Annotated in this window: 28 protein-coding genes; 14 read left to right on the top strand and 14 right to left on the bottom strand. The window is 57.1% G+C overall.

The genetic code is table 11. From position 1 onward, the window contains the following. Positions 1-290: 290 nt before the first annotated feature. The gene (locus G403_RS0112880; RefSeq protein ID WP_027854352.1) at positions 291-1,112 is read right to left on the bottom strand and encodes an HDOD domain-containing protein; all 822 of its coding nucleotides are present in this window, start codon (positions 1,110-1,112) and stop codon (positions 291-293) included. A 76-nt stretch (positions 1,113-1,188) separates the two neighbouring features. On the opposite strand from G403_RS0112880, the gene G403_RS0112875 reads away from it, so the two are divergent. Further along, a complete protein-coding gene (locus tag G403_RS0112875; protein WP_027854351.1) occupies positions 1,189-1,848 on the top strand; it encodes a tRNA-uridine aminocarboxypropyltransferase in 660 nt (219 codons plus the stop codon). Between the two features lie 28 nt (positions 1,849-1,876). On the opposite strand, the gene secB is transcribed toward G403_RS0112875, so the two are convergent. From secB to G403_RS0112860, 3 genes are read right to left on the bottom strand one after another with little or no spacing between them, the layout of a single operon-like run. Continuing rightward, a complete protein-coding gene (gene secB / locus G403_RS0112870; RefSeq protein WP_027854350.1) occupies positions 1,877-2,341 on the bottom strand; it encodes a protein-export chaperone SecB in 465 nt (154 codons plus the stop codon). Positions 2,342-2,368: 27 nt separating this feature from the next. Continuing rightward, positions 2,369-2,626 (bottom strand): glutaredoxin 3, encoded by a 258-nt coding sequence (gene grxC / locus G403_RS0112865; protein ID WP_027854349.1) that lies wholly within the window; start codon positions 2,624-2,626, stop codon positions 2,369-2,371. Further along, positions 2,623-3,039, bottom strand: a complete 417-nt coding sequence (locus G403_RS0112860) for a rhodanese-like domain-containing protein (RefSeq protein ID WP_027854348.1) — start codon at positions 3,037-3,039, stop codon at positions 2,623-2,625. The genes grxC and G403_RS0112860 overlap by 4 nt, the downstream gene beginning before the upstream one ends. 177 nt (positions 3,040-3,216) lie before the next feature. Here G403_RS0112860 and gpmI point away from each other — a divergent pair, with 177 nt between their 5' ends. The 3 genes from gpmI to G403_RS0112845 are packed head-to-tail and all read left to right on the top strand — an operon-like array spanning position 3,217 to position 7,230. Beyond that, entirely contained in the window at positions 3,217-4,767 is a 1,551-nt protein-coding gene (gene gpmI / locus G403_RS0112855) for a 2,3-bisphosphoglycerate-independent phosphoglycerate mutase (RefSeq protein WP_027854347.1), read from the top strand. 14 nt (positions 4,768-4,781) lie between these two features. Next, a complete protein-coding gene (locus tag G403_RS0112850) occupies positions 4,782-5,918 on the top strand; it encodes a murein hydrolase activator EnvC family protein (protein ID WP_051298981.1) in 1,137 nt (378 codons plus the stop codon). A 16-nt stretch (positions 5,919-5,934) separates the two neighbouring features. Next, positions 5,935-7,230, top strand: a complete 1,296-nt coding sequence (locus G403_RS0112845; RefSeq protein WP_036233701.1) for a S41 family peptidase — start codon at positions 5,935-5,937, stop codon at positions 7,228-7,230. Between the two features lie 9 nt (positions 7,231-7,239). On the opposite strand, the gene G403_RS0112840 is transcribed toward G403_RS0112845, so the two are convergent. The 6 genes from G403_RS0112840 to coaBC form a co-directional block, all read right to left on the bottom strand. After that, on the bottom strand, positions 7,240-8,436 hold the full coding sequence (locus G403_RS0112840; RefSeq protein ID WP_027854344.1) for a CynX/NimT family MFS transporter: 1,197 nt from the start codon (positions 8,434-8,436) through the stop codon (positions 7,240-7,242). A gap of 115 nt (positions 8,437-8,551) precedes the next feature. After that, entirely contained in the window at positions 8,552-9,154 is a 603-nt protein-coding gene (slmA, locus tag G403_RS0112835; protein WP_027854343.1) for a nucleoid occlusion factor SlmA, read from the bottom strand. Positions 9,155-9,163: 9 nt separating this feature from the next. Continuing rightward, positions 9,164-10,069: an acetylglutamate kinase gene (gene argB, locus G403_RS0112830; RefSeq protein WP_027854342.1), complete on the bottom strand. Its 906-nt coding sequence runs from the start codon at positions 10,067-10,069 to the stop codon at positions 9,164-9,166. 34 nt (positions 10,070-10,103) lie between these two features. Next, positions 10,104-11,492, bottom strand: coding sequence for a phosphomannomutase/phosphoglucomutase (locus tag G403_RS0112825; protein WP_027854341.1), 1,389 nt, complete (start codon positions 11,490-11,492; stop codon positions 10,104-10,106). Between the two features lie 25 nt (positions 11,493-11,517). Next, entirely contained in the window at positions 11,518-11,979 is a 462-nt protein-coding gene (gene dut / locus G403_RS0112820) for a dUTP diphosphatase (RefSeq protein WP_027854340.1), read from the bottom strand. After that, positions 11,945-13,174: a bifunctional phosphopantothenoylcysteine decarboxylase/phosphopantothenate--cysteine ligase CoaBC gene (gene coaBC / locus G403_RS0112815; protein WP_027854339.1), complete on the bottom strand. Its 1,230-nt coding sequence runs from the start codon at positions 13,172-13,174 to the stop codon at positions 11,945-11,947. The genes dut and coaBC overlap by 35 nt, the downstream gene beginning before the upstream one ends. Positions 13,175-13,297: 123 nt before the next feature. On the opposite strand from coaBC, the gene radC reads away from it, so the two are divergent. From radC to G403_RS0112795, 4 genes are all read left to right on the top strand, one after another. Further along, on the top strand, positions 13,298-13,972 hold the full coding sequence (radC, locus tag G403_RS0112810; protein WP_027854338.1) for a RadC family protein: 675 nt from the start codon (positions 13,298-13,300) through the stop codon (positions 13,970-13,972). Between the two features lie 206 nt (positions 13,973-14,178). Next, complete coding sequence (rpmB, locus tag G403_RS0112805) at positions 14,179-14,415, top strand: 50S ribosomal protein L28 (protein ID WP_027854337.1); 237 nt, start codon at positions 14,179-14,181, stop codon at positions 14,413-14,415. A gap of 11 nt (positions 14,416-14,426) precedes the next feature. Further along, positions 14,427-14,594 carry a 50S ribosomal protein L33 gene (gene rpmG / locus G403_RS0112800; protein WP_027854336.1) on the top strand — a complete coding sequence of 56 codons (168 nt, stop codon included), beginning with the start codon at positions 14,427-14,429 and terminating at the stop codon, positions 14,592-14,594. Positions 14,595-14,800: 206 nt separating this feature from the next. Continuing rightward, a complete protein-coding gene (locus G403_RS0112795) occupies positions 14,801-16,756 on the top strand; it encodes a methyl-accepting chemotaxis protein (protein ID WP_027854335.1) in 1,956 nt (651 codons plus the stop codon). Between the two features lie 62 nt (positions 16,757-16,818). Here the strand turns inward: G403_RS0112795 and rph are convergent, their stop codons facing one another. Then, the gene (rph, locus tag G403_RS0112790; protein ID WP_051298979.1) at positions 16,819-17,589 is read right to left on the bottom strand and encodes a ribonuclease PH; all 771 of its coding nucleotides are present in this window, start codon (positions 17,587-17,589) and stop codon (positions 16,819-16,821) included. Positions 17,590-17,693: 104 nt separating this feature from the next. Between rph and G403_RS0112785 the strand changes: the two genes are divergently transcribed. Further along, positions 17,694-18,557 carry a YicC/YloC family endoribonuclease gene (locus G403_RS0112785; RefSeq protein ID WP_027854333.1) on the top strand — a complete coding sequence of 288 codons (864 nt, stop codon included), beginning with the start codon at positions 17,694-17,696 and terminating at the stop codon, positions 18,555-18,557. Positions 18,558-18,741: 184 nt separating this feature from the next. Beyond that, on the top strand, positions 18,742-19,983 hold the full coding sequence (locus G403_RS0112780; protein ID WP_011784095.1) for a tyrosine-type recombinase/integrase: 1,242 nt from the start codon (positions 18,742-18,744) through the stop codon (positions 19,981-19,983). Positions 19,984-19,994: 11 nt separating this feature from the next. Here the strand turns inward: G403_RS0112780 and G403_RS0112775 are convergent, their stop codons facing one another. From G403_RS0112775 to G403_RS0112765, 3 genes are read right to left on the bottom strand one after another with little or no spacing between them, the layout of a single operon-like run. After that, positions 19,995-20,237 (bottom strand): helix-turn-helix transcriptional regulator, encoded by a 243-nt coding sequence (locus G403_RS0112775; protein ID WP_008174217.1) that lies wholly within the window; start codon positions 20,235-20,237, stop codon positions 19,995-19,997. Beyond that, complete coding sequence (locus tag G403_RS0112770; RefSeq protein ID WP_011784096.1) at positions 20,230-21,954, bottom strand: DUF927 domain-containing protein; 1,725 nt, start codon at positions 21,952-21,954, stop codon at positions 20,230-20,232. Before G403_RS0112770 ends, G403_RS0112775 begins: the two co-directional genes overlap by 8 nt. Positions 21,955-21,965: 11 nt before the next feature. Further along, positions 21,966-22,166 carry a helix-turn-helix transcriptional regulator gene (locus G403_RS0112765; protein WP_008174219.1) on the bottom strand — a complete coding sequence of 67 codons (201 nt, stop codon included), beginning with the start codon at positions 22,164-22,166 and terminating at the stop codon, positions 21,966-21,968. Positions 22,167-22,905: 739 nt separating this feature from the next. Between G403_RS0112765 and mobI the strand changes: the two genes are divergently transcribed. The 4 genes from mobI to G403_RS0112745 all read left to right on the top strand — a co-directional run bounded on the left by mobI (position 22,906) and on the right by G403_RS0112745 (position 25,187). After that, positions 22,906-23,508 carry a conjugative transfer protein MobI(A/C) gene (gene mobI, locus G403_RS23255; protein WP_036233698.1) on the top strand — a complete coding sequence of 201 codons (603 nt, stop codon included), beginning with the start codon at positions 22,906-22,908 and terminating at the stop codon, positions 23,506-23,508. A gap of 250 nt (positions 23,509-23,758) precedes the next feature. Then, positions 23,759-23,968, top strand: a complete 210-nt coding sequence (locus G403_RS0112755; RefSeq protein WP_011784098.1) for a helix-turn-helix domain-containing protein — start codon at positions 23,759-23,761, stop codon at positions 23,966-23,968. Further along, positions 23,965-24,579, top strand: a complete 615-nt coding sequence (locus G403_RS0112750) for a DUF1819 family protein (RefSeq protein WP_011784099.1) — start codon at positions 23,965-23,967, stop codon at positions 24,577-24,579. Before G403_RS0112755 ends, G403_RS0112750 begins: the two co-directional genes overlap by 4 nt. After that, positions 24,576-25,187 carry a DUF1788 domain-containing protein gene (locus G403_RS0112745; RefSeq protein WP_023008353.1) on the top strand — a complete coding sequence of 204 codons (612 nt, stop codon included), beginning with the start codon at positions 24,576-24,578 and terminating at the stop codon, positions 25,185-25,187. The genes G403_RS0112750 and G403_RS0112745 overlap by 4 nt, the downstream gene beginning before the upstream one ends. Positions 25,188-25,189: the final 2 nt, after the last annotated feature.

Here is a 25,189-nt window from a genome sequence, read left to right as displayed (position 1 = left end):
AAGAACCCCGGTACCGCAAGGTATCGGGGTTTTTTAATGTTCGGAGTGGTGAGGATCTGCTGTGCACTACCTGGCCCATGTGACCACGCGTGTACCGAAGGTACGGCGGGGAGGCGCCGCAGGCGTCCGAAGGATCGCAAGCAGCGCTTGCGACCTATTGCAGGTCATCGTCCCGTCGGTATAACCCGGGCTTGATCATTACAGGTCGTCCCGTCAGCACACGCCGAGTCTGATAATTGTAGATCATCGCCCCGTCAGCTGATCCCGAGCCTTCTCAGGTAAACTCCCCCTCAAGCCCCCATCTGTTCGAGAATCTGTTCTTTCATGTTCAGATAGTCGATATCGACGATAGACAGGTAACTCAGGGCAGGTTGAAGCCGTGAAAGCTCTTCATTGCGGGCTATGCGCCAGTAGTAACGGTATTCAGAGCTGATGTCCTGAGCCAGAACGAGCACCGCGAGAAGGTGCCGGGTACGTTCATCTGTCTCGATCTGATCGTTGAGTACTGCTTCCGTAGAGGGTTGTAAGCGGATTGCGTCGGACAGATGCTGCGGGAGAAACCAGCGCTCTGCCATGCGTGCGCCTATCTGATAATGGCTGAAACCAAAGCGCGCGAACTCCTTCTCTGCTAATAGAGCCGGCTCGATATTGCCGCAGTCACGCAGGAAGTCGCGGTATTCAGAAAACGCCTGGACCATCAGTGGAAGTCCGCAGTCATGTAGCATCCCCAGCGTGTAGCTATCGTCCTGGTCCAGTTTGGTGAGACGCTCTGCGAGCGTCATGGAAAGCTCCGCTACATCCCGAGCTGAGTCCCAAAACCGTTCCATACGCCCGGTTTTTTTCAGTGTATTCCTCAGCACGGTCAGGCGAATGAGGCTGAATACACGCTCAAAGCCCAACAGGCTCAATGCCTTTTCAACGGATGTTACCGTCACAGCCAGCCCGTAGTAGGGGCTGTTAACCGCTTTCAGAACTGTCGAGTAGAGGGATACATCTGCTTTAACGAGTTTTGCGACCCGCTTCTGATCCGGATATTCGGCTTTGAGCTCTTTTGCCAGCTCAACCAGGATTTCAGGTTGGGGCGGTATCAGGGTGCTGAAATCACGTTCCATAGCAGATTATGTACTCGGCTTGTTCAAATTGAAAAAGCCAGTATAGTGCCCTGCACTTACACTTTCAGTAGTTACTATGGCTAAGATCGAAAATCCACCCCGTAAACCCTTTGTCGCGCGAGGCTCATCGATTGAGCGTTGTCCTCAGTGCCGCGTAGCGCTGGATGCCTGTATTTGTGAGCATCGTGGAGAACGTTCAAAGCCGAGCTGCGAGTTTTGGCTGCTGATGCACCACAACGAATTCTACAAACCTACCAATACGGGGCAGCTTATTCGCGATGTGATTGCGAATACACGGGTGTTTGAATGGTCACGTACCGAACCCTGTGATCAGCTATTAACACTGCTTGACGATCCAGACTATGCGCCTTGCCTGGTGTTCCCCGCGAGTGATGACTACGTTGATCGAATGGTGGATACACTGCCGGCGGATGGCCGCATACCGGCATTTATCATTCTGGATGGGACCTGGCGGCAGGCAAGGAGAATGTTCCGACTGAGCCGTTATCTTCAGGCTTTGCCGGTTATTGAGCCAAAAACGGACCGTCTATCAAACTATCAGCTGCGTCGATCAACGGTGGCTGAACACCTGTGTACTGCGGAGGTCGCGATCGCTTTGTTAGAGCAGTTCGGAGAGCAAAAGGCGGCTGATCATCTGGAAGGGTATTTCAACCGTTTCAATCAACAGTATATCGAATCGCGCCGTCGGTGGGACAAGGCGCTCCGGGACGTATAAGGCCCGGAGCGACCTGCTGAATAAACGCTTAGTGCGTTTCTTTCTCTTCTGCGGCCTTCTGCTGAGCCTGCTGTTGCTGTTGAGCATACAGGGCATCGAAGTTGACCGGGGCCAGCATCAGCGCCGGGAAGCTGGCTTTGCTGGCCAGGTTGTCGATCGCTTCACGGGCATAGGGGAATAGAATGTTCGGGCAGAAAGCACCCAGTGTATGTTTGGTTTCCGCTTCACCGAGGCCGGACAGCATGAAGATACCGGCTTGCTGTACTTCGACCAAAAAGGCGGTTTCACCGTCGTTTTTGACCGTAACGGTCAGTGTCAGTACCACTTCGAAGTGATCTTCATCCAGGGGGGTGCTGCGCGTGTTCAGGTCGAGGTTGACCTCGGGCTGCCAAGCCTTGGTGAAGACCTGGGGCGCCGCTGGAGTTTCCAGTGAGGCGTCTTTCATGTAGACACGCTTCATGGCGAACTGGGGTTGTTTCTGGTTCTCAGACATCCGAAATTTTCCTTTCTTGATCGCTCGTTAATCTTCCAGCATGGGGTCCAACTGGCCCTGGCGTTCCAGCGCGAACAGCTCGTCACAGCCACCCACGTGGGCTTCACCAATAAAAATCTGGGGCACGGTATGGGCGCCACCAGCCCGCTCCTGCATGACTTTGCGCAGGCTCGGGTCGGCGTCCACATCGATGGCGTTATAGGCAACACCTTTATGATCCAGAAGCATCCGGGCTCGGGTGCAGAAAGGGCACCATTGCGTCAGATAGATCTCTACGGGTTTCACGCTTTCACCACAGGCATGTTTTGGCCGCGCCACTCGTTCATTCCGCCTGACAGGCGGATCGGGTTATTGAATCCGGCGGCCTTCAATTTTTTGGTCGCAGCACCAGCAGTCTGGCCCATATTGCATACGACAATGATCGCCTTATCCTCTTTGCCCTTGAGCTCAGCCAGACGGCGATCCAGGTCATTCAGAGGGATATGCGTCGCGCCGGTGATATGGCCGGTGTCCCACTCTTTCTTGGGACGAATATCGAGAACGACAGCCCCTTCCTTGTTGATCATTCGGGTGGCTTCAGCCGGGCTGACCGACTTGCCCGATTTGCGGCTTTCGTTCCAGATCAACATGGCGAGGGTCAGCACCCACGCAGCGACCAGGTAATAATGTTGAGTGGCAAATTCAATTACACGATCCATAAAACATCCGTACACAGGGCTGTTGGAGTAGGGCGGACAGTATACATTGCTCAATAGCGAGGCATAAGGCTTGAGGCTAATTCCGGGCCCAGGTTGTGGACTTTGCGGTTCGCTAATTCAGGGTGTAATCAGTAAAATAAGAGGCTAGCGATTAACCAACCGGACAATTAGCTGACGATGACTGAAACACGCGCACCCAAAGCACTGATCATACTGGATGGCTTCGGTATCGAAGCCACCGCATCTTCGGCGATCGAGGCCGCGAGTACCCCGACGTGGGACAACTTGCTGGCGACGCATCCCAATAGCCGTATACACACCTCAGGTATGGCGGTGGGTCTGCCGGACGGTCAGATGGGCAACTCTGAAGTGGGCCATATGAACATTGGCGCGGGTCGTGTGGTGTATCAGAACCTCACGCGCATCAGCAAAGCGATCGAGGATGGGGATTTTTTCGAAAATCCGACACTGGTACGGGCGATCGACAGTGCGGTTTCCAAGGGAAAAGCGGTCCACCTGCTGGGTCTGCTTTCACCGGGTGGCGTACACAGCCATGAGGACCACATTTTTGCGCTGGCCAGGATGGCGGCCCAGCGTGGTGCCAAAGCCGTTTACCTGCACGCCATACTGGACGGCCGTGATATGCCGCCGCGCTCGGCGGAGCCTTCCATTGCCGCTGCCGAAAAATGTTTTCGGGAGCTCGGTGTCGGTGCAATCGCCACCGTGGTAGGGCGTTACTACGCCATGGATCGCGATAACCGCTGGGAGCGGGTCTCGCTGGCCTATGATGCGATGACACTGGGGGATGCGCCTCAGCGGGCGCAGTCCGCGCAGCAGGCCTTGGCCGAAGCCTATGCCCGGGACGAGAACGATGAGTTCGTGACGGCGACCGTGGTTACCGATATGGCCGGGCACCCGAAGGGGCTGATTCAGGATGGAGACGCGGTGATCTGCGCCAATTTCCGGCCCGACCGAGCGCGCGAGATCACCCGTTGTTTCGTTGAGGAACAGTTTACGGGCTTTGAGCGCCGCAAGCGTCCCGAGCTGGCCGATTATGTGATGATGACCGAGTATGCGGCGGATATTCCCGCCAGTTGCGCCTATCCGCCGCAAAAGATCAGTAACGGGCTGGGTGAGTATCTGGCGAGCTTGGGTAAGACTCAGCTCAGAATCGCCGAGACGGAAAAGTACGCCCATGTGACCTTTTTCTTCAATGGCGGCGAAGAGGCCGTTTACCCCGGCGAAGAGCGAATTCTGGTGCCATCCCCGCAGGTTGCGACCTATGATCTCCAGCCCGAGATGAGTGCGCCCGAGGTAACTGACAAGCTGGTCGAGGCGATCCGGAGCCGTAAGTTCGATCTGATTGTCTGCAACTTTGCCAACGGGGATATGGTGGGGCACACCGGTAAGTTCGATGCCGCCGTGAAAGCGGTTGAAACAGTGGATCAGTGCGTCAAACGAGTGCTTGAGGCGATGGCCGAGGTGGAAGGTGAAACTCTGATCACAGCCGATCACGGTAACGTGGAGCTGATGGTCAACCCCGACAGCGGGGAGCCGCACACCTCTCATACGAACTGGCCGGTGGCACTGATTTATGCGGGCCCCCGTGCCGACCGGATTCAGCTACGTGACGGAGCCCTTTGCGATCTCGCGCCGACCCTGTTGCAGCTGATGGATGTGGATGCGCCGGCGGAGATGACCGGTCACAGCCTTGTTGAATTGCGCTGAGAGGAGCGGTTTTGATGCGCGGGCTGTTAGCGATGGCCCTGCTGTTGATGTCCTTGGGTGTGGCCGCTGCCACCGAGGCTGAAAAGCAGGAAACCGAAGCCCGAATCAAGGCACTGCAGGCTGATATGGCTCAGCTTCAGGCGCGCATGGAGCAGCGGGCGGATAAGCAGCAGGCGCTGCGCCAGGCACTGAAGCGTAGTGAGCAGCAGATCAGTGAAGTGGTCGCTCGGCAGCGGACTCTGAATCAGGAGTTGGCGGGACTGGATACTGATCTCAGCCAGCTCAAAGCTCACGAGGCGGAGCTTGAGGCCGCGCTGGCCCGTGGCGCAAAGCGCATCCGAGAGCAGTTGCGAGCACAGTATCAGCAGGGTCGACAGCCCCGACTTCAACTGATGCTCAGCGAGAGTGATCCCGCCCGTGCCGAGCGGCTGCTGGCGTATTTCGATGCCTTGAACCGCACGATGGCCGAGCAGATCGATACCTACCGCCAGCAATTGATGGCACTGGATCAGACGCGCACCAGTGCCGCGCAGACCGTCGAAAACATGGCGGATACACGGCAGTCTCTGACAGAACAGGAAACGGCCCTGCAAGCGGCGCGTGCGGAACGTGAAAGCGCGTTGGAGAAGCTCAAAACAGCTCAGCAGGCAGACCGGGAGCGTCTTGCCCGGCTCGAGGGCGATCAGAAGCAGTTGCAAGCTTTGCTCAAAGAGATCGAAGCGGCACTCGAGCGGGCTCGCCTGGCCACGGCTAATCAAGCTTTTGACCAGTTAAAGGGAGAGCTGCCCTGGCCGATAAAAGGTCGATTGAGCCGGCGTTTCGGCGATAAAGTGAACGATCTGGCTTACGAGGGCGTATTAATCAAGGCCTCTGTAGGTGAAGAGGTTCGGGCGGTACATGCCGGGCGTGTGGTATTCGCGGACTGGCTGCGCGGTTATGGTTTGCTCTTGATCATCGACCATGGGGGCGGTTATATGAGTCTCTATGGACACAACCAGAGTCTGCTTCGGGACACCGGAACCTGGGTTCGTGCCGGTGAAGTGGTCGCCACCTCCGGCGAGAGCGGGGGTTATGAAGATACCGGGCTCTATTTTGCGATTCGTCACCGAGGCCGCTCCATCGATCCGGGCCAGTGGCTCGCCGGCCTCTAACGCACAAGGACTTTTTATGGCTATCCATGCTTCGATAAAACGCGCCACACTTGCCATCGGCACAGTGACATTGTTGGCGGCTCCCCTGGGGATGGCGGCGGAAGCTGACAGCCAGTCGCAGCCCAAAGCGCTTCCCCTGGATGAGCTGCGAATGTTTGCTGAGGTCTATGGGCGCATTAAGGATGCCTATGTGGAGCCTGTAGAGGATGACAAACTGCTGCAGGATGCGGTGCGAGGCATGCTGGCCGGGCTTGATCCGCACTCGACCTACCTGGAGCCGGAAGCGTTCGAAAGCCTGCAGGTCCATACCAGCGGAGAGTTCGGAGGGCTGGGTATCGAGGTGGGCCTGGAAGATGGTTTTGTTCGGGTGATTGCGCCGATTGACGATACCCCGGCCAAGCGGGCAGGCATTAAAGCCGGCGATCTGATTATCAAGCTGGATGATACGCCGGTTCAGGGTATGGGCCTGAACGAGGCGGTGGATATGATGCGCGGCGAAATCGGCAGTGAGATTCGGCTGACCATCGTGCGGGATGGTATCGAGAAGCCTTTCGAAGTCACCCTGGTACGTGATGCGATCAAGGTCGTCAGCACCAAGAGCCGGGTACTTGAGCCGGGCTATGGTTACCTGCGGATTACCCAGTTCCAGCTCAATACCGCCGAAGACTTGAGAAAGGCGCTGGCGGAGCTGGGCGAAACGCAGCCGCTGAAAGGGCTGGTATTGGACCTGCGCAACAACCCAGGAGGAGTGTTGCAGGCAGCGGTGGATGTGGCGGATACCTTCCTTGATGATGGCCTCATCGTTTATACCGAAGGCCGGCTGAGCAGCTCACAACTGCGTTTCAGTGCCGGGCGGGAAACCCAGGCTCCGGATCTGCCGATGGTTGTCTTGATTAATGGCGGCTCCGCGTCGGCGTCAGAGATTGTCGCGGGTGCACTGCAGGACCATCGTCGGGCGGTATTGATGGGTACGGACAGCTTTGGCAAGGGGTCAGTACAGACCGTGCTGCCGTTGGCCGGCGAGCGCGCGTTGAAGCTGACCACCGCCCGTTATTACACACCCAGTGGCCGCTCTATCCAGGCACAGGGAATTCACCCGGATGTATTGGTCGAAGAGGGGCGTCTGACCGAGGTTCAACACGACAATCTGATTAAGGAGCGCGATCTGGCCGGGCACCTTGAAAACGGTACTCAAAGCGCTGAAACGGCAGAAGATGCGGATCTGGCCCAGAGTGATTTTCAGCTCTATCAGGCGCTTAATCTGCTCAAGGCCCTGAATATCGTAGGAACACCCAAGGCAAAACAGGGCTAAACGCCCTGTTCAGCCATCGCTCAAGGTGCCGGCGCGCCCGGCACTGAGCCCCATGAAAAACTGCGCGATCTGCAGGATCAGCAGCAGAATCAGTGCTTCTTCCCAACCACCACGCAGGTCATGCAGCGCACCGACGACCAAGGGACCCAACGCCGCGATCAGGTAGCCGATCGATTGCGCCATGGCCGATAGTGCGACGGCCTGGGTGGTACTGTCCGAGCGCAGTGCGAACAACGTGAGCGCAAGGCTCAGTGAAGACCCCGCTCCCAGGCCGAGCATGGCGGCCCAGAAATAGGTCGCCGTCATCGGTGTTATCAACAGTCCGCCCAACCCCAGGATGCTGACGACAGCGACGAAAATAACCACCGGGCGCTGATCTTTCAGCCGGGTGGCGATCATCGGTACCAGCAGATTTGCGCTGATTCCCACTATATTGAGCAGTGAGGCGGTAAACCCTGCATCCGCTTCATTCATCCCATTATCGATCAGCAGGTTGGGTAACCAGGTGGCGATGCAGTAGAAATAGGTGGATTGCAGGCCCATATAGCCGGTGATCGCCCAGGCGCGACGGTTGCGCCAGAGCTTTATTTTGGGCGTCTGCGGCGGTTGATAGGTGCGGATATGCACCCGTAACAGGTAGAGCCAGGGCAGTGTGCAGACTAATGGCAGCAATGCCCAGAGTGTCATCGGTGCGCGCCAGTCCTGGTAGAGGTCGCGTACCGGAATGGCGATGTAAACAGCCATTGCGGCACCACCGGCCAGCGTCACGGAATAAAGGCCGGTCATGACGCCCGGATGCTCGGGGAAGTAGCCCTTTACCAGCCCTGGAATCAGTACATTCAGCAGCGCGATGGCGGAACCGAGCATCAGTGTCCCGCTCATGATCCAGAAAAACTCCGGTGTGATGCGCAGCCAGGCGCCCAGGCTGATCAGTGCCAGAGCACCCAACACCAGCATCGCAGGCCCAAAACGACGAGTGAGTAGCGGGACAAAGGCGGAGACCACCCCAAAGCAGATCAACGGCACGGTCGTCAGCATGCTGAACTGACTGGCGCTCAGTGCCAGGTCGCGGGTGATATCGGTAACCAGCGGGCCGACCACCACGAGACCGCCACGCAGGTTGATGGCGGCCAGTAACAGGGCGGCGATGGCGATGGCGCCAGCCAGGGGACGGCCATGAAAGGGGCCGCGAATCGGTTCAGACATGAACTCTTCCGGTTGAATAGCGAAACGGAGCATTGTACGAACTGGATGGTCTGTTGCAGAGTGCTGTTTCACGAAACAACGAAATCAGCCCCTGCAACGGACGTGCGACGCAGTGTCAGTGGCGGAATAGGCCCTGAGCCAGCCGGCTCCATTGCTCTGGCCAGAACTCGGTGGGGCGGCGTTTAAATTCGCTGCGTACAAACTGCCGTATCCGACCTTCGGCGGTCGCCAGTATCAGGTTCGCAGCAGAGCCCGCCGGTATCTCGGTACGCAGTCCTTCACGCACCTCGGCTTCCCGCATGATCTGCTTGAGCTGGGTTTCCAGCCGTTCAAACAGCTGATGCACACGGTCGCGCAGACGTTCGGTTTCGCCGGACAGGGCATCGCCGGTGAGAATCCGGGCCATGCCCGGATTTTTTTCCACAAACGCCAATAGCAGCGTGATGATCTGCTCACACTGGCGTTTGCCGCTGGCATCCGAGCCTACAATAAGAGTGACCCGGGAGAACAGCGTCTCCTCGATAAAGCCGATCAGCCCCTCGAACATCCGCGCTTTACTGGGAAAGTGGCGGTACAGAGCCGCTTCCGATACGCCAACCTCCTTGGCCAAGGCCGCAGTAGTTATACGGGCACCGGGGTTGACCTCCAGCATCTGCGCCAGGGCTTGAAGAATCTGCTCCCGCCGGGAGATTTTCTGCTCTTTTTGTTTTTCACTCATGCGCGCCCCTTAGCCCAGGCTGCGGTTGGTGATCAACGTACCCACACCCTCGTCGGTGAAGATCTCCAGCATGCAGGAGTGCTCCACGCGGCCATCGATGATATGGGCGCTGTTGACGCCGCTTTTCACGGCGCTCAGGGCACAACCTATCTTGGGCAGCATACCGCCATAAATGGTGCCATCCTCGATCAGGTCATCGACCTGCTTGGTGGACAGCCCGGTCAGCACCTTGCCGTCCTTATCCATCAGCCCCGCGATATTGGTCAGCAGAATCAGCTTTTCCGCCTGCAGTACCTCGGCGACTTTGCCCGCCACCAGGTCTGCATTGATATTGTAGGAGTCACCATTCCCGTCGACACCGATCGGCGCAATCACCGGGATGAAGTCGGAGTTAACCAGCATCTCCAGCACTTTGACATTAACGCGGTCGACTTCGCCGACATGGCCGATGTCGATGATCTCCGGCGCTTCCATCTCCGGGGTCTTATGTTTGACCTTGAGTTTTCGGGCGCGCAGCAGTTCGCCATCCTTACCGGTGAGGCCGATCGCTTTACCACCGGCGGCATTAATCAGGCCCACGATCTCCTTGTTGACCATGCCGCCCAGAACCATCTCCACCACGTCCATGGTCTTTGAGTCGGTGACACGCATGCCGTTGATAAAGTGAGACTCGATATTGAGCCGTTCCAGTAGATCACCGATCTGTGGCCCGCCCCCATGAACGACGATGGGGTTAATGCCGATCAGCTTCATCATGACGATATCGCGGGCAAAGCTGGCCTTGAGTTTCTCGTCCGTCATGGCGTTACCGCCGTACTTGATCACCAGCGTCTGGCCAACGAAGCGCTGGATATAGGGCATCGCTTCGGACAACACCTGAGCGGTGGATATGGCCTGGTTACGTGTCAGGGGCATGATCGTTTCCTCTTCTGATAATTCCTGTGTGCGCTTATTCGTGGGGGATGTTCAGCGCGGGGTCGACGCCGTGCAGGCGCTGCTGGAACTCGTCGCGGATTCGGTTAAGTGCCGCTTCGGTTTCCGCCTCAAAGCGCAGTACCAGTACCGGTGTGGTGTTGGAGGCACGTACCAGGCCCCAACCGTCCGGATAGTCCACGCGCACACCGTCGATGCGGCAGGCTTCGCCACCGGGGAAGTCGAGCTCCTGCAGGGCTTCGACGATCTGGAACTTGTTCTCTTCGGTGACCTCGATGTTGATCTCCGGTGTACTCATATCTTCCGGATAGGCGTTGAAGATCGCATCGGCGCTCTCGCTGCGTTTGGCCAGGATCTCCAGCAGACGTACGGCACTGTAGAGACCATCATCAAAGCCGTACCAGCGCTCCTTGAAGAAGATGTGACCGCTCATTTCACCGGCCAGCAGTGCGCCGGACTCTTTCATCTGGCGCTTGATCAGGGAGTGGCCGGTTTTCCACATAGTGGGCTTGCCGCCGGCCTGTTCGATCACCTTGGGAAGCAGACGCGAGCATTTCACATCAAACAGGATCTCGGCTCCGGGGTTGCGTGAAACCACATCCTCGGCAAACAGCATCATCACCCGGTCCGGGTAAACCACCTTGCCCTTCTCGGTGACTACGCCGACACGGTCGCCATCGCCATCAAACGCGAGGCCCAGATCGGCACCGGTCTCGGCTACCTTGGTGATGACATCCTGCAGGTTTTTCAGTTTGCCCGGGTCCGGGTGGTGGTTGGGGAAGGTGCCATCCACCTCGCAGAACAAGGGTATGACTTCCACGCCCAGCCGTTTTATCAGCTCAGGTGCCAGAATACCCGGGATACCGTTGCCGCAGTCGACTACGACTTTGAGCGGCCGACCCACGTGCACATCGCCGATGATCCGTTGCAGGTAGGCTTCCGCCACATCCTGTTCACGCAGGCTGCCCTTGCCTTCGGTGTAGTCGCGGGCTGCGATGCGCTGACGCAGGGCCTGGATCTCGTCGCCGGAGAGCGTATGGCCCGCCAGCATCATCTTGAAGCCGTTATAGTCGGAGGGGTTGTGGCTACCGGTGATCATCACGCCGGTTTGGTGGGCCTGCTGGTGAGCGGCAAAATAGAGCACCGGCGTGGGCACGTAGCCGATATCGATTACATCGCTACCGCCGTCGCGCAGACCTTCAGCGAAGACCTCTTTCAGGCGCGGGCCGGATAAACGGCCATCTGCGCCCACGACCACTTCCCCGATACCCTCTGCATGGGCGGCTGCCGCAAAGGCTCTCCCCAGATGATAAACCAGCGGTTCGGTCAGTGATTCGCCGACGATGCCGCGGATGTCATAGGCTCGGAATACGCCGCTATCAAAGGTGTCCAGTTCAAAGCTCATTACAGGCTCCTTAATCGCAATTCTTTCAGTGCCGACCGGAAGATCCAAAGCCACCGTCCCCACGGTCGCTGTCGGTAAACTCCTCGACCACTTCAAAGTCGGCTTGCACAACCGGTACCAGCACCATTTGAGCGATACGCTCGCCGGGCTCCACAGTGAACGTGGTCTGGCCGCGGTTCCAGCAGGAGACGAACAGCTGGCCCTGATAATCAGAATCGATCAGACCCACCAGGTTGCCCAGGACAATCCCGTGTTTATGCCCTAAACCGGACCGTGGCAGGATCATCGCGCACAGGTTCGGGTCTTCGATATGGATCGCAAGGCCGGTGGGAATCAATTCGGTCTGCCCCGGGTCCAGTTTCAGCGGTTCGTCCAGACAGGCACGCAGGTCGAGCCCGGCCGAGCCGTCGGTGGCGTAGGCGGGCAGAGGGATTTCATTGCCGATGCGCGGATTAAGAATCTTTACCTGAAGTTTTTGCTTGCTCATTGAAATATTCAGCTATGCGGTTGATGAGCTGGCGGGCCAGCTGCTGTTTCTGGGTTTGAGGCAGTACCTGTTCGCCTTGAGACGAGATCAGCGTGACGGCGTTTTCGTCGCTGTTAAAACCGATACCGGCCGCCGATACATCGTTGGCGACGATCAGGTCCAGGTTCTTGCGCTTGAGTTTGTCCTGGGCGTAGTGCACCACGTCGCGGGTCTCTGCGGCAAAACCGACGGTAAACGGTCGCTTCGGCGAGGCGGCGACGGTGGCTACGATGTCCGGATTTTTAGTCAGACGCAGCTCCATGATCTCCTCGGCACCTTTTTTAATCTTGTGCTCGGCCACAGCCACCGGTCTGTAGTCAGCCACGGCGGCAGCTGAGATAAACAGATCACAGGGGCCGAGCTCGGCCAAAGAGGCGTCGAGCATCTGTTGGGCGCTTTCCACCTGCACACATTCGACGCGGTCGGGCACTGCAAGGTTGACCGGCCCCGATATCAGACGAACCCGCGCCCCGGCATCGCGGGCCGCTTCCGCCAGCGCATAACCCATCTTGCCGGAGCTGTGATTAGAGATGTAGCGCACCGGGTCCAGCGCTTCGCGGGTAGGGCCCGCGGTAATAACGACGTAGCGCCCACTGAGCGCCAGCGTCTCGAACTGATCGGCACAGCGCCTGGCAATCTCGTCAGGCTCCAGCATCCGGCCCGGACCCGTATCGCCGCAGGCCTGGGCGCCACTGCCTGGGCCGAACAGGTGAATATCGATGCTCTTCTGAAGTCGCTCCAGATTCTGCTGGGTACGTGGGTCGCGCCACATCGCCTGATTCATGGCAGGCGCCAGGCAGATCGGGGCGTCGGTGGCCAGGCACAGGGTGGTGAGGAGATCATCACCCATGCCGGCCGCCAGGCGGGCGATAAAATCGGCGCTGGCCGGGGCCACCAGAACCAGGTCGGCCCATTTGGCCAGCTCAATATGGCCCATGCCCGCTTCCGCTTCGGGATTCAGTAACTGCAGATGCACCGGGTTACCCGAAAGCGCCTGCAGCGTTAACGGCGTAATAAACTCGGTGGCGGCAGGCGTCATGACGACTCGGACATCGGCACCGGCGGTTTTCAGCTGGCGGGTCAGCTCCGCACTTTTATAGGCGGCGATACCACCTGTGATACCGAGCAGAATCCGGCGGTTAGTAAGTCTGTGCATACCCTGTATATCCGATAAAATCTGGACTGTCGTTGGGGGTGTTAATCACTTAAGATACCACCTCGGACCCGGATTGCGTAGTCCGGGTGGTGGCAGACAGCCAAGGCCACAAGGAGGTGGAGCATGGCGATATCGGATTGGCCGGCGCAGGAGCGGCCTCGCGAAAAACTGTTGAGCCGGGGCGCGAGGGCGTTGTCGGATGCCGAGTTACTGGCGATTTTTCTGCGTACCGGTGTGAAGGGAAAAAGCGCCGTGGATCTGGCGCGGGAGCTGCTGGAGCGGTTCGGTGGGCTGCGCCCGCTGGTCGAGGCTGATCAAGCCCGTTTCTGTGCGGCGCTGGGGCTGGGCGAAGCCAAATATGTGCAGCTTCAGGCTGTCATGGAGCTTTCTCGACGGCATCTGGCTGCCACGCTTGAGCGTGGCTCTGCGCTTGAGAGTCCCCAGGCTGTACGGCAATTTCTGGCGGCACAGTTGCGTCATGAACGGCGGGAGGTGTTTGCCTGCCTGTTGCTGGATAACCGGCACCGCGTCATCTCTTTCGAACCCCTGTTCTATGGCACCATCGATGCGGCCAGTGTCTATCCGCGCGAAGTCGTATCACTGGCGTTGCGCGAAGGGGCCGCTGCTTTGATTCTGGCCCACAATCACCCTTCCGGTGTGGCAGAGCCCTCCAGGGCTGATCGACAAATCACACAGCGGTTAGTTGATGCCCTGGCGCTGGTGGATATCCGCGTGCTGGATCACCTGGTGATCGGTGATGGCGAGAGCAGTTCCTTCGCCGAGCGAGGCTGGATTTAGGTGTTTGGTGGATAGTCTGGTGAATAAATAAACAAAAGGCTGGTCTTGCAGGCAGCGAGTCTGTATTATACGCGGCCTTCTATCCCTTAATGGTACGGTATTCTGTCCGGGTCATTGGACGCTCCGCCTGAGAGAGTGGCGTTATCGCTCTCGATAAACATCGGATAGAGATTAAGAAGAAACCCTTTAAGATAAGGTTTAACACTATGTCTCGAGTTTGCATGGTAACGGGCAAGCGCCCGGTAACCGGGAACAACGTTTCCCACTCACATCGCAAAACCCGTCGTCGCTTCCTGCCGAACCTGCACTGGCACCGTTTCTGGGTTGAGAGCGAAAACCGTTTTGTACGTCTGCGTGTCTCCTCCAAGGGTATGCGTATCATCGATAAGAAGGGCATCGATTCGGTTCTGACCGAGCTGCGTGCCCGCGGCGAGAAAGTTTGAGGAGCTAAGTCATGGCTAAAGGCGCACGCGAGAAGATCCGACTGGTTTCCTCTGCCGGTACTGGTCACTTCTACACTACCGACAAGAACAAGCGTAACACTCCGGACAAGTTCGAATTCAAGAAATACGATCCGGTTGTTCGCAAGCACGTGATCTACAAGGAAGCCAAGATCAAGTAATTGGTCTCGCTTCTCAAAAAACCCGCCAACTGGCGGGTTTTTTTATGCCTGGAAAGAGGCAAAGTCGGTAGAAATAGACAATTATTCGGTAGAAACGGAACAGATTCGTCCTGGCGGTCGGCGGTAATATCCGCTATTCAGGCGTCTGCCTGATCCGGGCAGGGATGCGTGAAATACACCTATGAACTCAAGTTTGGTCCGTGGCCATGAAAATAAAGCACAAGCTGGCGTTGGCCTTCACCGCCACGACGCTGCTACCGGTACTGTTTCTTTCTGTGTACAGCATCACGCAGTCGCGAGAGCAGGCCGAGCAGCGCTTTAGCGAAAGCAGCGCACGTGCGCTGAAATCGATTGATCAGCAGTTCACAGCGTTTTTTGATGATATCGCCCGCAACGTAGAGTTTCTCGCCCGTGCTCCGGAGCTACGCCAGGCGGATAATAGTTTAACCACCTACTACGATCGCCCCGCCGGGGAAGTTGCAGCCGAGGACAACGGTGGCAATGACGCGGAAATCTTCCGCCTGTTTGAACGGTTTGCCGAGACCCACCCGGGATTCGCCTATGTCTATATGGGGACGCGCGATGGTGGCTATATCCAGTGGCCCCGGGGTCAGCTCACCGATAACTACGATCCGCGCAAGCGGCCCTGGTATCAGCGGGCATTCGAGTCCCCCGGCCAGATTGCGCTGACGGGCGCGTATTACTGGGCCGCCGACGACGCTACATTGATGGGCGTGGTCAGGACGTTCCGCAACCAGAACGGCGACGACTATGGCGTTATGGCCATGGATGTTTCCCTGTCGGCACTGACGGATATGGCCCGGGACGTCCGCCTGGGTGAACGCGGTTACCTTATATTGGTTGAGGACAGTGGAACGGTACTGGTCGACGCGTCCAACCCGAAGCATAACTTCAAACCACTGGCTGATTTGGGTAGCGCATACGCTCGGCTGGCGGCAGCTGATCCGGGTGTATTGAATGTGGAGATCGAGGGTGAGACATTTGAAGCGCGCGTCCATAATGCCCGTGAGCTGGATTGGAAGATGATCGCCCTGATGCCGCGCAGCGAGATTTTGGCTCCTGCGCAGGAGATGATGTGGACCACGCTCGCAATCACCAGTGGGCTGCTGTTGGCGGTAATCCTGATCGCGTTTTGGCTCTCCGGGGTTCTGGTTCGACCGATCATGATGGTGAGCGAAGGCCTGCGTGAGATCGCCAAAGGCGGCGGGGATCTGACTCAGCGGTTGGAGATTGACAGCCGTGACGAGACCGGGCAATTAGCACAGTGGTTCAACCAGTTTCTGGACTCCATCCAGGCACTGGTCAGCCAGATCAACCAGAGTGCTCAGCATGTGGCTGAAGTCGCCGAGCAGGGGCGCAGCAGTGCCGCATCGGTGAACCGGGCCAGTGAGCATCAGCTGAATGAAGTGGAAGCGATGGTTGCGGCTGTTAATCAGATGTCTGCCACGGCTAATGAAGTGGCCCGCAGCTGTGCCCAGACCGCCGAGGCGGCTAATCGTGGACAGGCGGCCAGCGAGCAGGGGCAGGCGGTGATTGCCGAGACCGAATCCAGCGTCCAGACGTTGGGTGATCAAGTCTCCCGTTCGGTGGAACACATTAATGAGCTGGAGCAGGAGACGGGGCAGATCAACCGGATTCTGGAAGTGATCCGCGATATTGCCGACCAAACCAACCTGCTGGCGCTCAACGCGGCCATTGAGGCGGCGCGGGCCGGTGAAAAAGGACGCGGGTTTGCGGTGGTGGCTGATGAGGTACGAACGTTGGCACAGCGTACGCAAGAGTCCACCCAGGAGATCGGCAACCAGGTTGAGCGTCTGAACAGCCGGACGCGGCAGGTCGTTGAAGCCATGTCTGAAAGCCAGGCACAGTCGGACGAAGCGGTGCGCTCGGCGGTACTGGCCCGTGAAGCCTTTGTCGAGATCAAAAGTTCGGTGGATCATATCACCGACATGGCGGCGCAGATTGCCAGTGCGGCTGAACAGCAGCACCAGGTATCCGAGGGAATCAACCGTAATATTGAGGCGATTCACGGAGCGGCCAATGAAGTGAATCGGGTCTCCAGCGATGTCTCCGAAAATGCGGAGCGCCAGGCCAGTCTGGCTCAGGGGCTGACCGCCCGGGTCAATCAATTTAAGGCCTGAACGCGAAGAGCCCGGCGGTTGCCGGGCTCTTCTGTTTGAGCTGTGTGCTGTTTACCAGGCCCTTATTGGGACAGAGCAGCACTCTGGATCGCGACCAGCTCCTTAATCCCTTTGCTGGCCAGGGCCAACATGGCGTTCAGCTCGTCCTGGGAGTAGGGTTCGCCCTCGGCTGTACCCTGCACCTCCACGAAGCCGCCGCTGGCGGTCATGATTACGTTCATATCCGTATGGGCCTTGGAGTCTTCGGCGTAGTCCAGGTCCAGTACCGGTTCGCCTTCGTAAATACCCACGGATACGGCAGCCAGCTGATGTTTGATCGGATCGCCTTTCATGGCGCCGTTCTTGTCCTTCTTGAGGAAATTGACCGCATCCTGGAGCGCGACGAAAGCGCCGGTGATTGAGGCTGTGCGCGTGCCACCATCGGCCTGGAGCACATCGCAGTCGATGGTGATGGTGTTCTCGCCCAGCTTTTTCAGGTCCATCGCCGCGCGCAGGGAGCGGCCGATCAGGCGTTGGATCTCTACCGTGCGTCCACCCTGCTTACCGCGCGCCGCTTCTCGGTCACTACGGGTGTTGGTAGAGCGTGGCAGCATGCCGTATTCAGCGGTGACCCAACCCGAGCCTGAACCACGCAGGAAGCGAGGTACGCCACGGTCCACGGAGGCGGTGCAGATCACCTTGGTGTCACCGAACTCGACCAGCACCGAGCCCTCTGCATGTTTGGTGAACTGCCGGGTGATGCGAACCTCGCGCATCTGATCCGGTTGGCGGCCACTTGGACGGAGCTTGTTCAAACCCAGGTTCTGCAGCTGTTCGGAAAGCGTGGAGGACATTGATATACCTTAAGTTGCGGGTTCCGCCCCCGGCGATAGAGCCCTGACCGAGGGACTGTTAATATGTATCAGTGAACCCACCATTTTAATCGAGATCGCCCCATATGACACGTAGCATGACCGCATTCACCCGTCAGGAGGTTCAGCAGCCCTGGGGAACCCTGACCTGGGAGATTCGCTCCGTGAACCACCGCTATCTGGAGCCCCTGATGCGGTTGCCGGAAAGCCTGCGTGAACTGGAGGGCGCACTCCGGGAAAAACTGCGCCGCACACTGAGTCGAGGCAAGGTGGAATGCACGTTGCGCTTCGTGCCGGAAGCCGGTGCTCAGACACTGCAGGTGGATACCGAACGCGCCCGCGAGCTGATCACTGCCGCAGAAACCGTCAGCGGCCTGATGACCAATGTCGCCCCGCTGGATAGCCTGCAGGTCTTGGGCTGGCCGGGCGTTCTCGTTGAGACCCAGCTGGATATGGAGGCGGTACGCAAAGCCGCACTGTCCCTGTTCGATCAGGCGTTGGACGATTTGTGTCAGGGACGTGAGCGAGAAGGCAAGGAACTGACCCAGCTGATTCAGCAGCGTCTGGATTCAATCAGCGAGATCGTGACTGAGGTGCGTACATTGATGCCACGTATCCTCAAGGCGCAACGCGACTCGATGCAGGCTCGCATCGATGAACTGGACATTGAAGCGGACCCACAGCGCCTGGAGCAGGAGCTGGTACTTATCGCTCAGCGCGCCGATGTGGATGAAGAGATGGACCGTCTCGATACCCACGTGCAGGAGGTACGCCGGGTTCTGGGACAGAAAGGCCCCATAGGTCGTCGCCTCGACTTCCTGATGCAGGAGCTTAACCGGGAGGCCAATACGCTCTCCTCAAAATCGATTGTGGCGGCCACCACCCAGCGGGCGGTGGAGCTTAAGGTTTTGATCGAACAGATGCGCGAGCAGGTCCAGAACATTGAATGATGTTCTTGGGTGTTCGACGTTGTTCTTGATTGCATTATAAATCAAATAGTTATGTAATTTCGACGCTCATAGTGTTCGTGTAAGTTCTGCCAAGTTTGGGTAGTGATGGGTAGTAGATTGGGGAGTATTTTCTCGCTATATTATGTCGGCGAGATTGTACTCCCCAATTTTTTAAGGCAGGAAAGTGGGCAAGCTATACGACAAGACCGTCAAGAAACTGATCAAAGAGAAGCCATCCGTGCGGCATGCCGATGGCAATGGTCTCTACCTCATGACCCCGAAGCGCGGCGATGCCTACTGGATGCTGCGCTATACCACCCCAGCTACCAAGCTCCGGCGCGAATACACCATCGGCAAGGTGGACGACTGGTCATTGGCCGACGCCCGTGATGAGGCGGCGAAGCTGAGGTTGGCGATCAAGCGTGAGGGTGCTGACCCGGTTCAAGAGCGGCAGAAGGTCAACCAAAACCCCTTCAAAACGCTCAATGACCTGTACGCGGACTACTACGAGCTTCGCAAACGAGAAATCGCGTCTCACCATAAAGAGAAGAGCCTGTACGAACGCGAGGTGGCCTGGCGCATCGGGAAGGTGGAGCTGGAAAAGATCCGGCCAGTGGATATCAGTGAAATTCTGCGCGACGTGGCCAATGGCTATGACGACAATAAGCCCCGCCCAACCCTCTCAAATGACTTGATGCGTCTGTTGAGGAATCTGTTTGATCATGGCATCAAACTGGACGTCACCAGGTTCAATCCGGCCTCGCCATTCCGTCCCAGGGACGCCGGCGGAGAGGAGAAGGCCGCCAACTACCCAATGAATGAAGACGAAGTCACCGAGTTCTTTACCAAACTTAGGGTGATTCCGGCGCAGTTCAGTCGAGAGAACTACTTGGCCTGCGCGTTGCTGATAGCGACTTGTACGAGAAAGATGGAGCTTTTGGCCGCGCCTTGGTCGGAATTCGATCTGGAGAACCGTATCTGGTACCTGCCCGAGGAAAGGACCAAAAAGAGAAGGGCCATCGATATCCCGTTGGCGGAACCCGCCGTGGAATGGTTGAATGAACTGAAAGTACGCTCCTGTGGGAGTGAGTGGGTCTTCCCAGCTCGCAGGATCAGCAAAAAAGCACGGACTCCGCACGTATGCGAGAATACGCTCAACCATGCGCTCAAGAAGCTCTTTGAGAAAAAGCTCTTCTCATTTGACAAGCGCCGCGTCCACGATCTTCGCGGCACGGCCCGTACGAAACTGGGTAAGCTCGGCTTTGATGACAATCTGGCCCAGCGCTGCCTGAATCAGCTGCCCGGCAACCGGACTGACCGGGTCTATAACAAGCATGCGTATTTTGAAGAACGAAAAGAGGCTCACGAGGCGCTCTGCGAATGGTTAGCGCCCATCGTGAGAGGTGAAGTTAGTTCTGGAGAGTAAAAGGGGCCAAATCAAGCCCCTTGCTGTTCGATCCAAGCCAACAGATCCGATAGTCGCCACGCCACCGAGTTGCAGCCCAACTTGAGCCGTGCCGGAGCCACTCGCTTTCTTTCCAAAGTCCACCACTGCGTCCGACTGACACCCGTAATCGTTCGACGGTCCGACTCCCGAACCAGCCGCTCACACTGTCCAGAACGAGCCAGAAGCTTGGTGCGCACCTCTTCCGAAGGCGGACTGAAGGTTTTATCAATCATCCTCCTCTACCTCCGAATCACCAGTGGGAATAGTGGGAAACTGGGAAAGTCCATCTCCATCCGGTAGCGCTTCCCAATACGCCTTGATGCGATCAGGCCACAGGGCGAAAAAACGCTCCGATCGATCCCGCAGCTTGATTTTCATGGTGCCACGGCTCTGCTCATTGGTTTCCATGAAATCTCTCTGGATAAGCGGCTCAATTTCCCGAGTGTATCGACTACGAAGGCCAAGCTCCTTGATCAGAGTATTTTTGGGTATCAGCCACTGCGTCTCACCGGCCACTTTGCGTCGCAGACCAATTGCTCTTCCGTAATCCCCCCGCTCTATGTCAACAAGGCGGTGATTCCATTTGTAAATCGCATCGCGAAGGCGAGCCAAAATGCGGTGCTCCTCCGAATTGAAGATGTGACCTCGGCTCCGAAGCCAGGCTCCAACTGCTTGGTGTACCGCTCGAACTGACTCCGCTTCCGACCAGGGGAGTAGGTAGTTCCGGCAGGCTAGGCACAGAGCAGCGGTGATCAGTGCGAACCGCCTGATCACCCGGAGGACTTGCGAAGCCATATGAGAGGTCTTCCATTGGTCCGTCAACCGGGCGACCTCATTCTGGATATAGCCGGGCAAGTCATCCACATCTTCTGTGAGACGCTCAAGCCAGTGCCGGAACAGCGTGCCATGGTAGTGCCTGGTGCGGCTTTTCAACGCGTCCACGAACTCTTGGGGGCTGCTGAAGCCATGCACCTCGTCAAAGGCTCCAAATTTTCCAAAAACGGGGATCTCGACAAGACGATTCTCTTGGCCGGCTTTAACCGACTTTCCTATTTCCTGAAACACTTCCGACAGCCATACCTCACCAGTACTTAACGCCAGCGTTCGCCAGTGCGTTTGTTCAGCAAGATCCCCTGAGATATTCGCGCGCAGCTTACTGGCACCGGTCATTATGTGATACGTCGCCACATCGACATCTTCCGGCCGAGCCAGGCCAATCTCGTCCAACGCTAACAACATGTCGTTGTGCTCAGCAGCGACGGCTGCCAAGCCATTGGCAGTCGCTACCCAGTTCCGCACGAACGTTGGTGCTCCACAAACACTCGCGGCCACCTGCAGCAACGTCGTTTTCCCGGTGGAGCTATTACCAACCAAGTGAAAGGCCCCATTTTCAAGCTCCGCATGCTTTAGCAGGGGCGCCGCGAGTGCCACCCCGACGCTGAGGATCGCCAGCGGGTTGCCGCCACAGAGCTTCCCCACTTGATTCTGCCAGTCTTGAAGAGACCCGCTTTCCTGGAGCAACGGTGAGGTCGATAGCTGCCCTACAAAGTGGTGCTGCTCATCCGCCTGACCTGCCGTCCAGCTGCTCGTCGCGAAAATAGGCCCATGCCAGCCGCTGCGGTCGACGGTTGTGGCCGGAGGCGCCTTTGCCATTTCCTCCAGCAAATACCGCTGCAGTCGTGTCCAGCTAATATTGCCGGGTTCGAGCGGATAGCCGGTGTCCACCAACAGCTCCCGTATCTGTCGGGCGTTATCGCCGTTCAGGTTGCGCGCATACACCACCTCGCGGAGCAGGACGTTGTCCATATTTTTCCACTGCAGCAGCGCACCGTGGCCGTGTTTTTTATTGGAGAGGCGGGTTCGGGCAACAACCTCTATCCACCCGCCAACCCTCTGCCACTCTTCAGAGCTGTAGCAGTACAGCCCTGAGTCTCTCAATTGATATTTCATTCGCGCCTCCGTCACAGCCGGTCTAGCCAGTCACGAACATCCTGAATCCGGAACCTGACGGCCCTTCCTTGCGGGCTTGGCTTTATGGGGGCAGGGAAACGACCGGCTTTCACGTACCGTCGAAGCGTGGCTTGCGAAAGCTGGGTGACGGCACAAACCTCTTCATAGGTGAGCAAACGCTCGTTCGTCTCGTTGAAATACTGTCGTTGCATAATCCACTCCTGATTCGTTGTTTAACGGTCAGGAGTGATTATGAATAGTCCTGAATTCACACCAGAACCGTGGAATTGGCCAATTTGGGCGCAAAGAGAAAAAGATATTAAAACGCTGAATTTAAAGGATAAATTTTAGGGTTTAGGCGCTTTCTATGTGGCGGCCATCGGTTTTTGGATAAATTCTGGCGAAAATGTGAACAGTCTCCGCTAGCCGCCATCATCACGGCATCATTTTATGAAGCGGTAACTCCCGCTGACTTTCACATGTGAAAGTCAATGCTGGACGTGATCAAAACAGCCTCTTAAAGAGCCTTTTCGAGGCCCTGTTATTTTACGGGGCATGCCCGTATCACACCGGGGCTCCAAAAGGTCTCTTACAAGCCCTTTATAAGAACCCTGCGCAAGTAGCGGGAATTGTTGTAGCGACGACAGTCAGCCCGGTTACATCAAGCCACCGGATACCGGTGTTGTCACTGAGGTGGGAAGCCAGGGTCCCAAATAAATAATGGAGCGCGGACCCTTCAGTCCATGCGAGCTATTTCATGGCGCGTGGGAGCGCAGCGGCAAAGTCCCAAATCAGGTAGTCACGTGGACAGGAATTGGAAAGGTCCCATGGCTTGGAGGAAGGAATCTACCTCCGCCCCCGCCTTTGTGTCCAAAAAGGACAAAAGCACATGGCAGCTCAAAGCACTCGACTGATTACGATTGTTGGCAAATCCATAGCGAGGAGCCAGCCATGAGCAAACGAATGACTCACCAGGAAATCTGCGAAGAGTGGGAGGCGGTCAGCCGAGCAAAAAATGTGAACCACCAGCGTGGTACCAAAGCGGCCATCACGCAATGCCGGCAATTTCTGACGGCGATTCACCAGCAAGCAGACGTGGAGCAAGCCAGGTACCGCTATCTGGCGCAGCGTCTCTGTGATCACTTCTGGTCACACAACGTCGCGCACCGTACCGATAAGACACCCGGATATCCCGGGCATTTCGGCTGCCGCGTCCGACTCCGGAAAAGAAAGTTGGAGTTGTCCTGGTACTACAATCGCTTCGTCCCGAAGAAGAGCGGCGAGGGTCGATCAGTGTTCAGTGAGTACATCCGCAAAGAAGGTCGGTTCCGCTATCACAAACCAGCCTTCACGCGGGCCCAGGACTGGGAGCAACCGCTCATCACGGAAACTGAGGACGGTTTTGAAATGTTGCGAAGGCTCAATGCCAATCAGGCGGAGCTTTGTCGAATCGTACGGAAAAGCGAGCGCCTTCTGAGAGATCTGGAGGAGCACCTCGGTGGACTGAAGGAGGCTGCCAGCGGGAGTGCAAGCCCCTCAAGCGAGGAGGGATGAGGGCTGTTTGGCGGTAAAAGGCATGCCGCTCACACCGCAGGTGTTGATTGCGTGGGGCTATTGATGGGATCGCCCAGATTTCAGGTGGCTATATATGCCGTTCTTTGCTGGTCTATCCGGGTCAAATCGGTTGAATGCAGCGTGGCACCTCTATATATTGATCAGTCAATGTAGTGTAGGGCTGTTCCGCCCATCAGACCGTGCCGCCTCAGTTAAGGTGGCAACACCATCGCCCATAGGAAGCGAAAACATGGCCGAGATGGAAGATCGCTGGTTATCCGTAGACGAAATTGGCAAGCACCTCGGTGTCAGCAATGACACCGTGTACCGCTGGATCGACAAGCACGCAATGCCCGCCCACCGCATGGGGCGATTTTGGAAGTTCAAAAAAATCGAAGTGGATGAGTGGGTCAAGGGCGGTGGAGCCGCCGAAACGAGCAAGGGCGAGCGTTCCGAATGACCCAAGGCCGGTATCGCATCTCCTTCACGTCCGGCAGCTTGTATCACCGCGAATCGGTGAAGCTGGCCGAGCTGTACCTGTCGCTTCATGACTGGGAAGAGGTGCGTGTTCAGGCGCTACGAGACAATCTGCTACAGACCAGGACAGAGAGCACGGCAAAGCGAACTTGTAGAGAGGTGATTGTACGTCTGAAGACGTTGACCGAAAGCGAACTGACTTTCCTGGCCGAGGCAAACCACCAGGACCAGGCACATCTCCTGTGGGTTTCCGTGTGTCGCCTTTATCGCTTTATCGCAGACTTTGCGGTGGAAGTGCTCCACGAACGGTTTGTCGCGATGAAGCTGGATCTCAGTTTTGAGGATTTCGATGCCTTCTATAACCGTAAATCGGAATGGCATGACGAACTGGATAATGCCAGCGCCTCAACGCGCGATAAATTGCGACAGGTCCTGTTCAGAATGCTGCGGGAGGCAGGGTTGTTAGCTAAGGACAAAACCATAAACGCAGTACTGCTAAGCCCCAGGCTGATTGAGTTGCTGCGTAAGAACAATCCTGACGAGTTTTTCTACTTTCCAGTCTATGAATCCGATATCAGGGGGATGTCAGCTTGAGAAAGGACATTGCCAAAATGCCGATGCAGGAGCGACTACAGCACCTGTTCAGCGTGGTTTCCGGCCAGCGGTTCCTGAACAAACAGGGACTGGGTAATGAAGTGCCTTTCTTCATCTGCCCCTACCGGCCTGAAGAAGCGGTCGAGATGGAGCGTCTTCAGCGGCAGTTGGTTAACCGGCTGGAGCAGGCGGGCATCCGGATCCTGAGTATCAATCTGTACGACCTGGCCGTCGATATTTTGAAAGAAAGAGACATCTGGGAGCAGGTGTTAGAGCTCGAGCCCACGGTCTCAAAGGATCAGCTGAAAGAACTGCTACAGGGAGTGCTGGACCCGGAAGCCCATTTGGTGCCCGCTATTGCGGCAAAACTCCAGTCCGTTGAGTTTGACGTGCTGTTTCTCTCAGGGGTGGGCGAGGTCTTCCCCTACATACGCTCCCATAACGTGCTCAACAACTTGCAGAGCACCGCCAAAGACCAGCCAACGGTGATGTTCTTCCCGGGCTCCTATACCCACTCGCTGGAAACCGGTGCATCGCTGGATCTGTTCGGCAGGTTGCATGACGACAAGTACTACCGTGCGTTCAACATCTTTCATTACGAAGCCTGAGC

The organism is Marinobacterium litorale DSM 23545, assembly GCF_000428985.1.
GTDB lineage: Bacteria > Pseudomonadota > Gammaproteobacteria > Pseudomonadales > Balneatricaceae > Marinobacterium_D > Marinobacterium_D litorale.
This window is presented reverse-complemented; position numbering and strand designations above follow the sequence as displayed.

What these genes read in the sequence shown, in the direction of transcription:
- G403_RS0112765 (WP_008174219.1), bottom strand. Translation starts at nt 22,166, where the DNA reads ATGCAACGACAGTATTTCAACGAGACGAACGAGCGTTTGCTCACCTAT.
- G403_RS0112775 (WP_008174217.1), bottom strand. Translation starts at nt 20,237, where the DNA reads ATGATTGATAAAACCTTCAGTCCGCCTTCGGAAGAGGTGCGCACCAAG.
- argB (WP_027854342.1), bottom strand. Translation starts at nt 10,069, where the DNA reads ATGCCCCTGACACGTAACCAGGCCATATCCACCGCTCAGGTGTTGTCC.
- gpmI (WP_027854347.1), top strand. Translation starts at nt 3,217, where the DNA reads ATGACTGAAACACGCGCACCCAAAGCACTGATCATACTGGATGGCTTC.
- G403_RS0112840 (WP_027854344.1), bottom strand. Translation starts at nt 8,436, where the DNA reads ATGTCTGAACCGATTCGCGGCCCCTTTCATGGCCGTCCCCTGGCTGGC.
- slmA (WP_027854343.1), bottom strand. Translation starts at nt 9,154, where the DNA reads ATGAGTGAAAAACAAAAAGAGCAGAAAATCTCCCGGCGGGAGCAGATT.
- rpmG (WP_027854336.1), top strand. Translation starts at nt 14,427, where the DNA reads ATGGCTAAAGGCGCACGCGAGAAGATCCGACTGGTTTCCTCTGCCGGT.
- G403_RS0112880 (WP_027854352.1), bottom strand. Translation starts at nt 1,112, where the DNA reads ATGGAACGTGATTTCAGCACCCTGATACCGCCCCAACCTGAAATCCTG.
- G403_RS0112795 (WP_027854335.1), top strand. Translation starts at nt 14,801, where the DNA reads ATGAAAATAAAGCACAAGCTGGCGTTGGCCTTCACCGCCACGACGCTG.
- rpmB (WP_027854337.1), top strand. Translation starts at nt 14,179, where the DNA reads ATGTCTCGAGTTTGCATGGTAACGGGCAAGCGCCCGGTAACCGGGAAC.
- mobI (WP_036233698.1), top strand. Translation starts at nt 22,906, where the DNA reads ATGAGCAAACGAATGACTCACCAGGAAATCTGCGAAGAGTGGGAGGCG.
- G403_RS0112825 (WP_027854341.1), bottom strand. Translation starts at nt 11,492, where the DNA reads ATGAGCTTTGAACTGGACACCTTTGATAGCGGCGTATTCCGAGCCTAT.
- G403_RS0112875 (WP_027854351.1), top strand. Translation starts at nt 1,189, where the DNA reads ATGGCTAAGATCGAAAATCCACCCCGTAAACCCTTTGTCGCGCGAGGC.
- G403_RS0112785 (WP_027854333.1), top strand. Translation starts at nt 17,694, where the DNA reads ATGACACGTAGCATGACCGCATTCACCCGTCAGGAGGTTCAGCAGCCC.
- G403_RS0112850 (WP_051298981.1), top strand. Translation starts at nt 4,782, where the DNA reads ATGCGCGGGCTGTTAGCGATGGCCCTGCTGTTGATGTCCTTGGGTGTG.
- G403_RS0112860 (WP_027854348.1), bottom strand. Translation starts at nt 3,039, where the DNA reads ATGGATCGTGTAATTGAATTTGCCACTCAACATTATTACCTGGTCGCT.
- G403_RS0112845 (WP_036233701.1), top strand. Translation starts at nt 5,935, where the DNA reads ATGGCTATCCATGCTTCGATAAAACGCGCCACACTTGCCATCGGCACA.
- coaBC (WP_027854339.1), bottom strand. Translation starts at nt 13,174, where the DNA reads ATGCACAGACTTACTAACCGCCGGATTCTGCTCGGTATCACAGGTGGT.
- G403_RS0112750 (WP_011784099.1), top strand. Translation starts at nt 23,965, where the DNA reads ATGACCCAAGGCCGGTATCGCATCTCCTTCACGTCCGGCAGCTTGTAT.
- radC (WP_027854338.1), top strand. Translation starts at nt 13,298, where the DNA reads ATGGCGATATCGGATTGGCCGGCGCAGGAGCGGCCTCGCGAAAAACTG.
- rph (WP_051298979.1), bottom strand. Translation starts at nt 17,589, where the DNA reads ATGTCCTCCACGCTTTCCGAACAGCTGCAGAACCTGGGTTTGAACAAG.
- secB (WP_027854350.1), bottom strand. Translation starts at nt 2,341, where the DNA reads ATGTCTGAGAACCAGAAACAACCCCAGTTCGCCATGAAGCGTGTCTAC.
- G403_RS0112770 (WP_011784096.1), bottom strand. Translation starts at nt 21,954, where the DNA reads ATGAAATATCAATTGAGAGACTCAGGGCTGTACTGCTACAGCTCTGAA.
- G403_RS0112755 (WP_011784098.1), top strand. Translation starts at nt 23,759, where the DNA reads ATGGCCGAGATGGAAGATCGCTGGTTATCCGTAGACGAAATTGGCAAG.
- dut (WP_027854340.1), bottom strand. Translation starts at nt 11,979, where the DNA reads ATGAGCAAGCAAAAACTTCAGGTAAAGATTCTTAATCCGCGCATCGGC.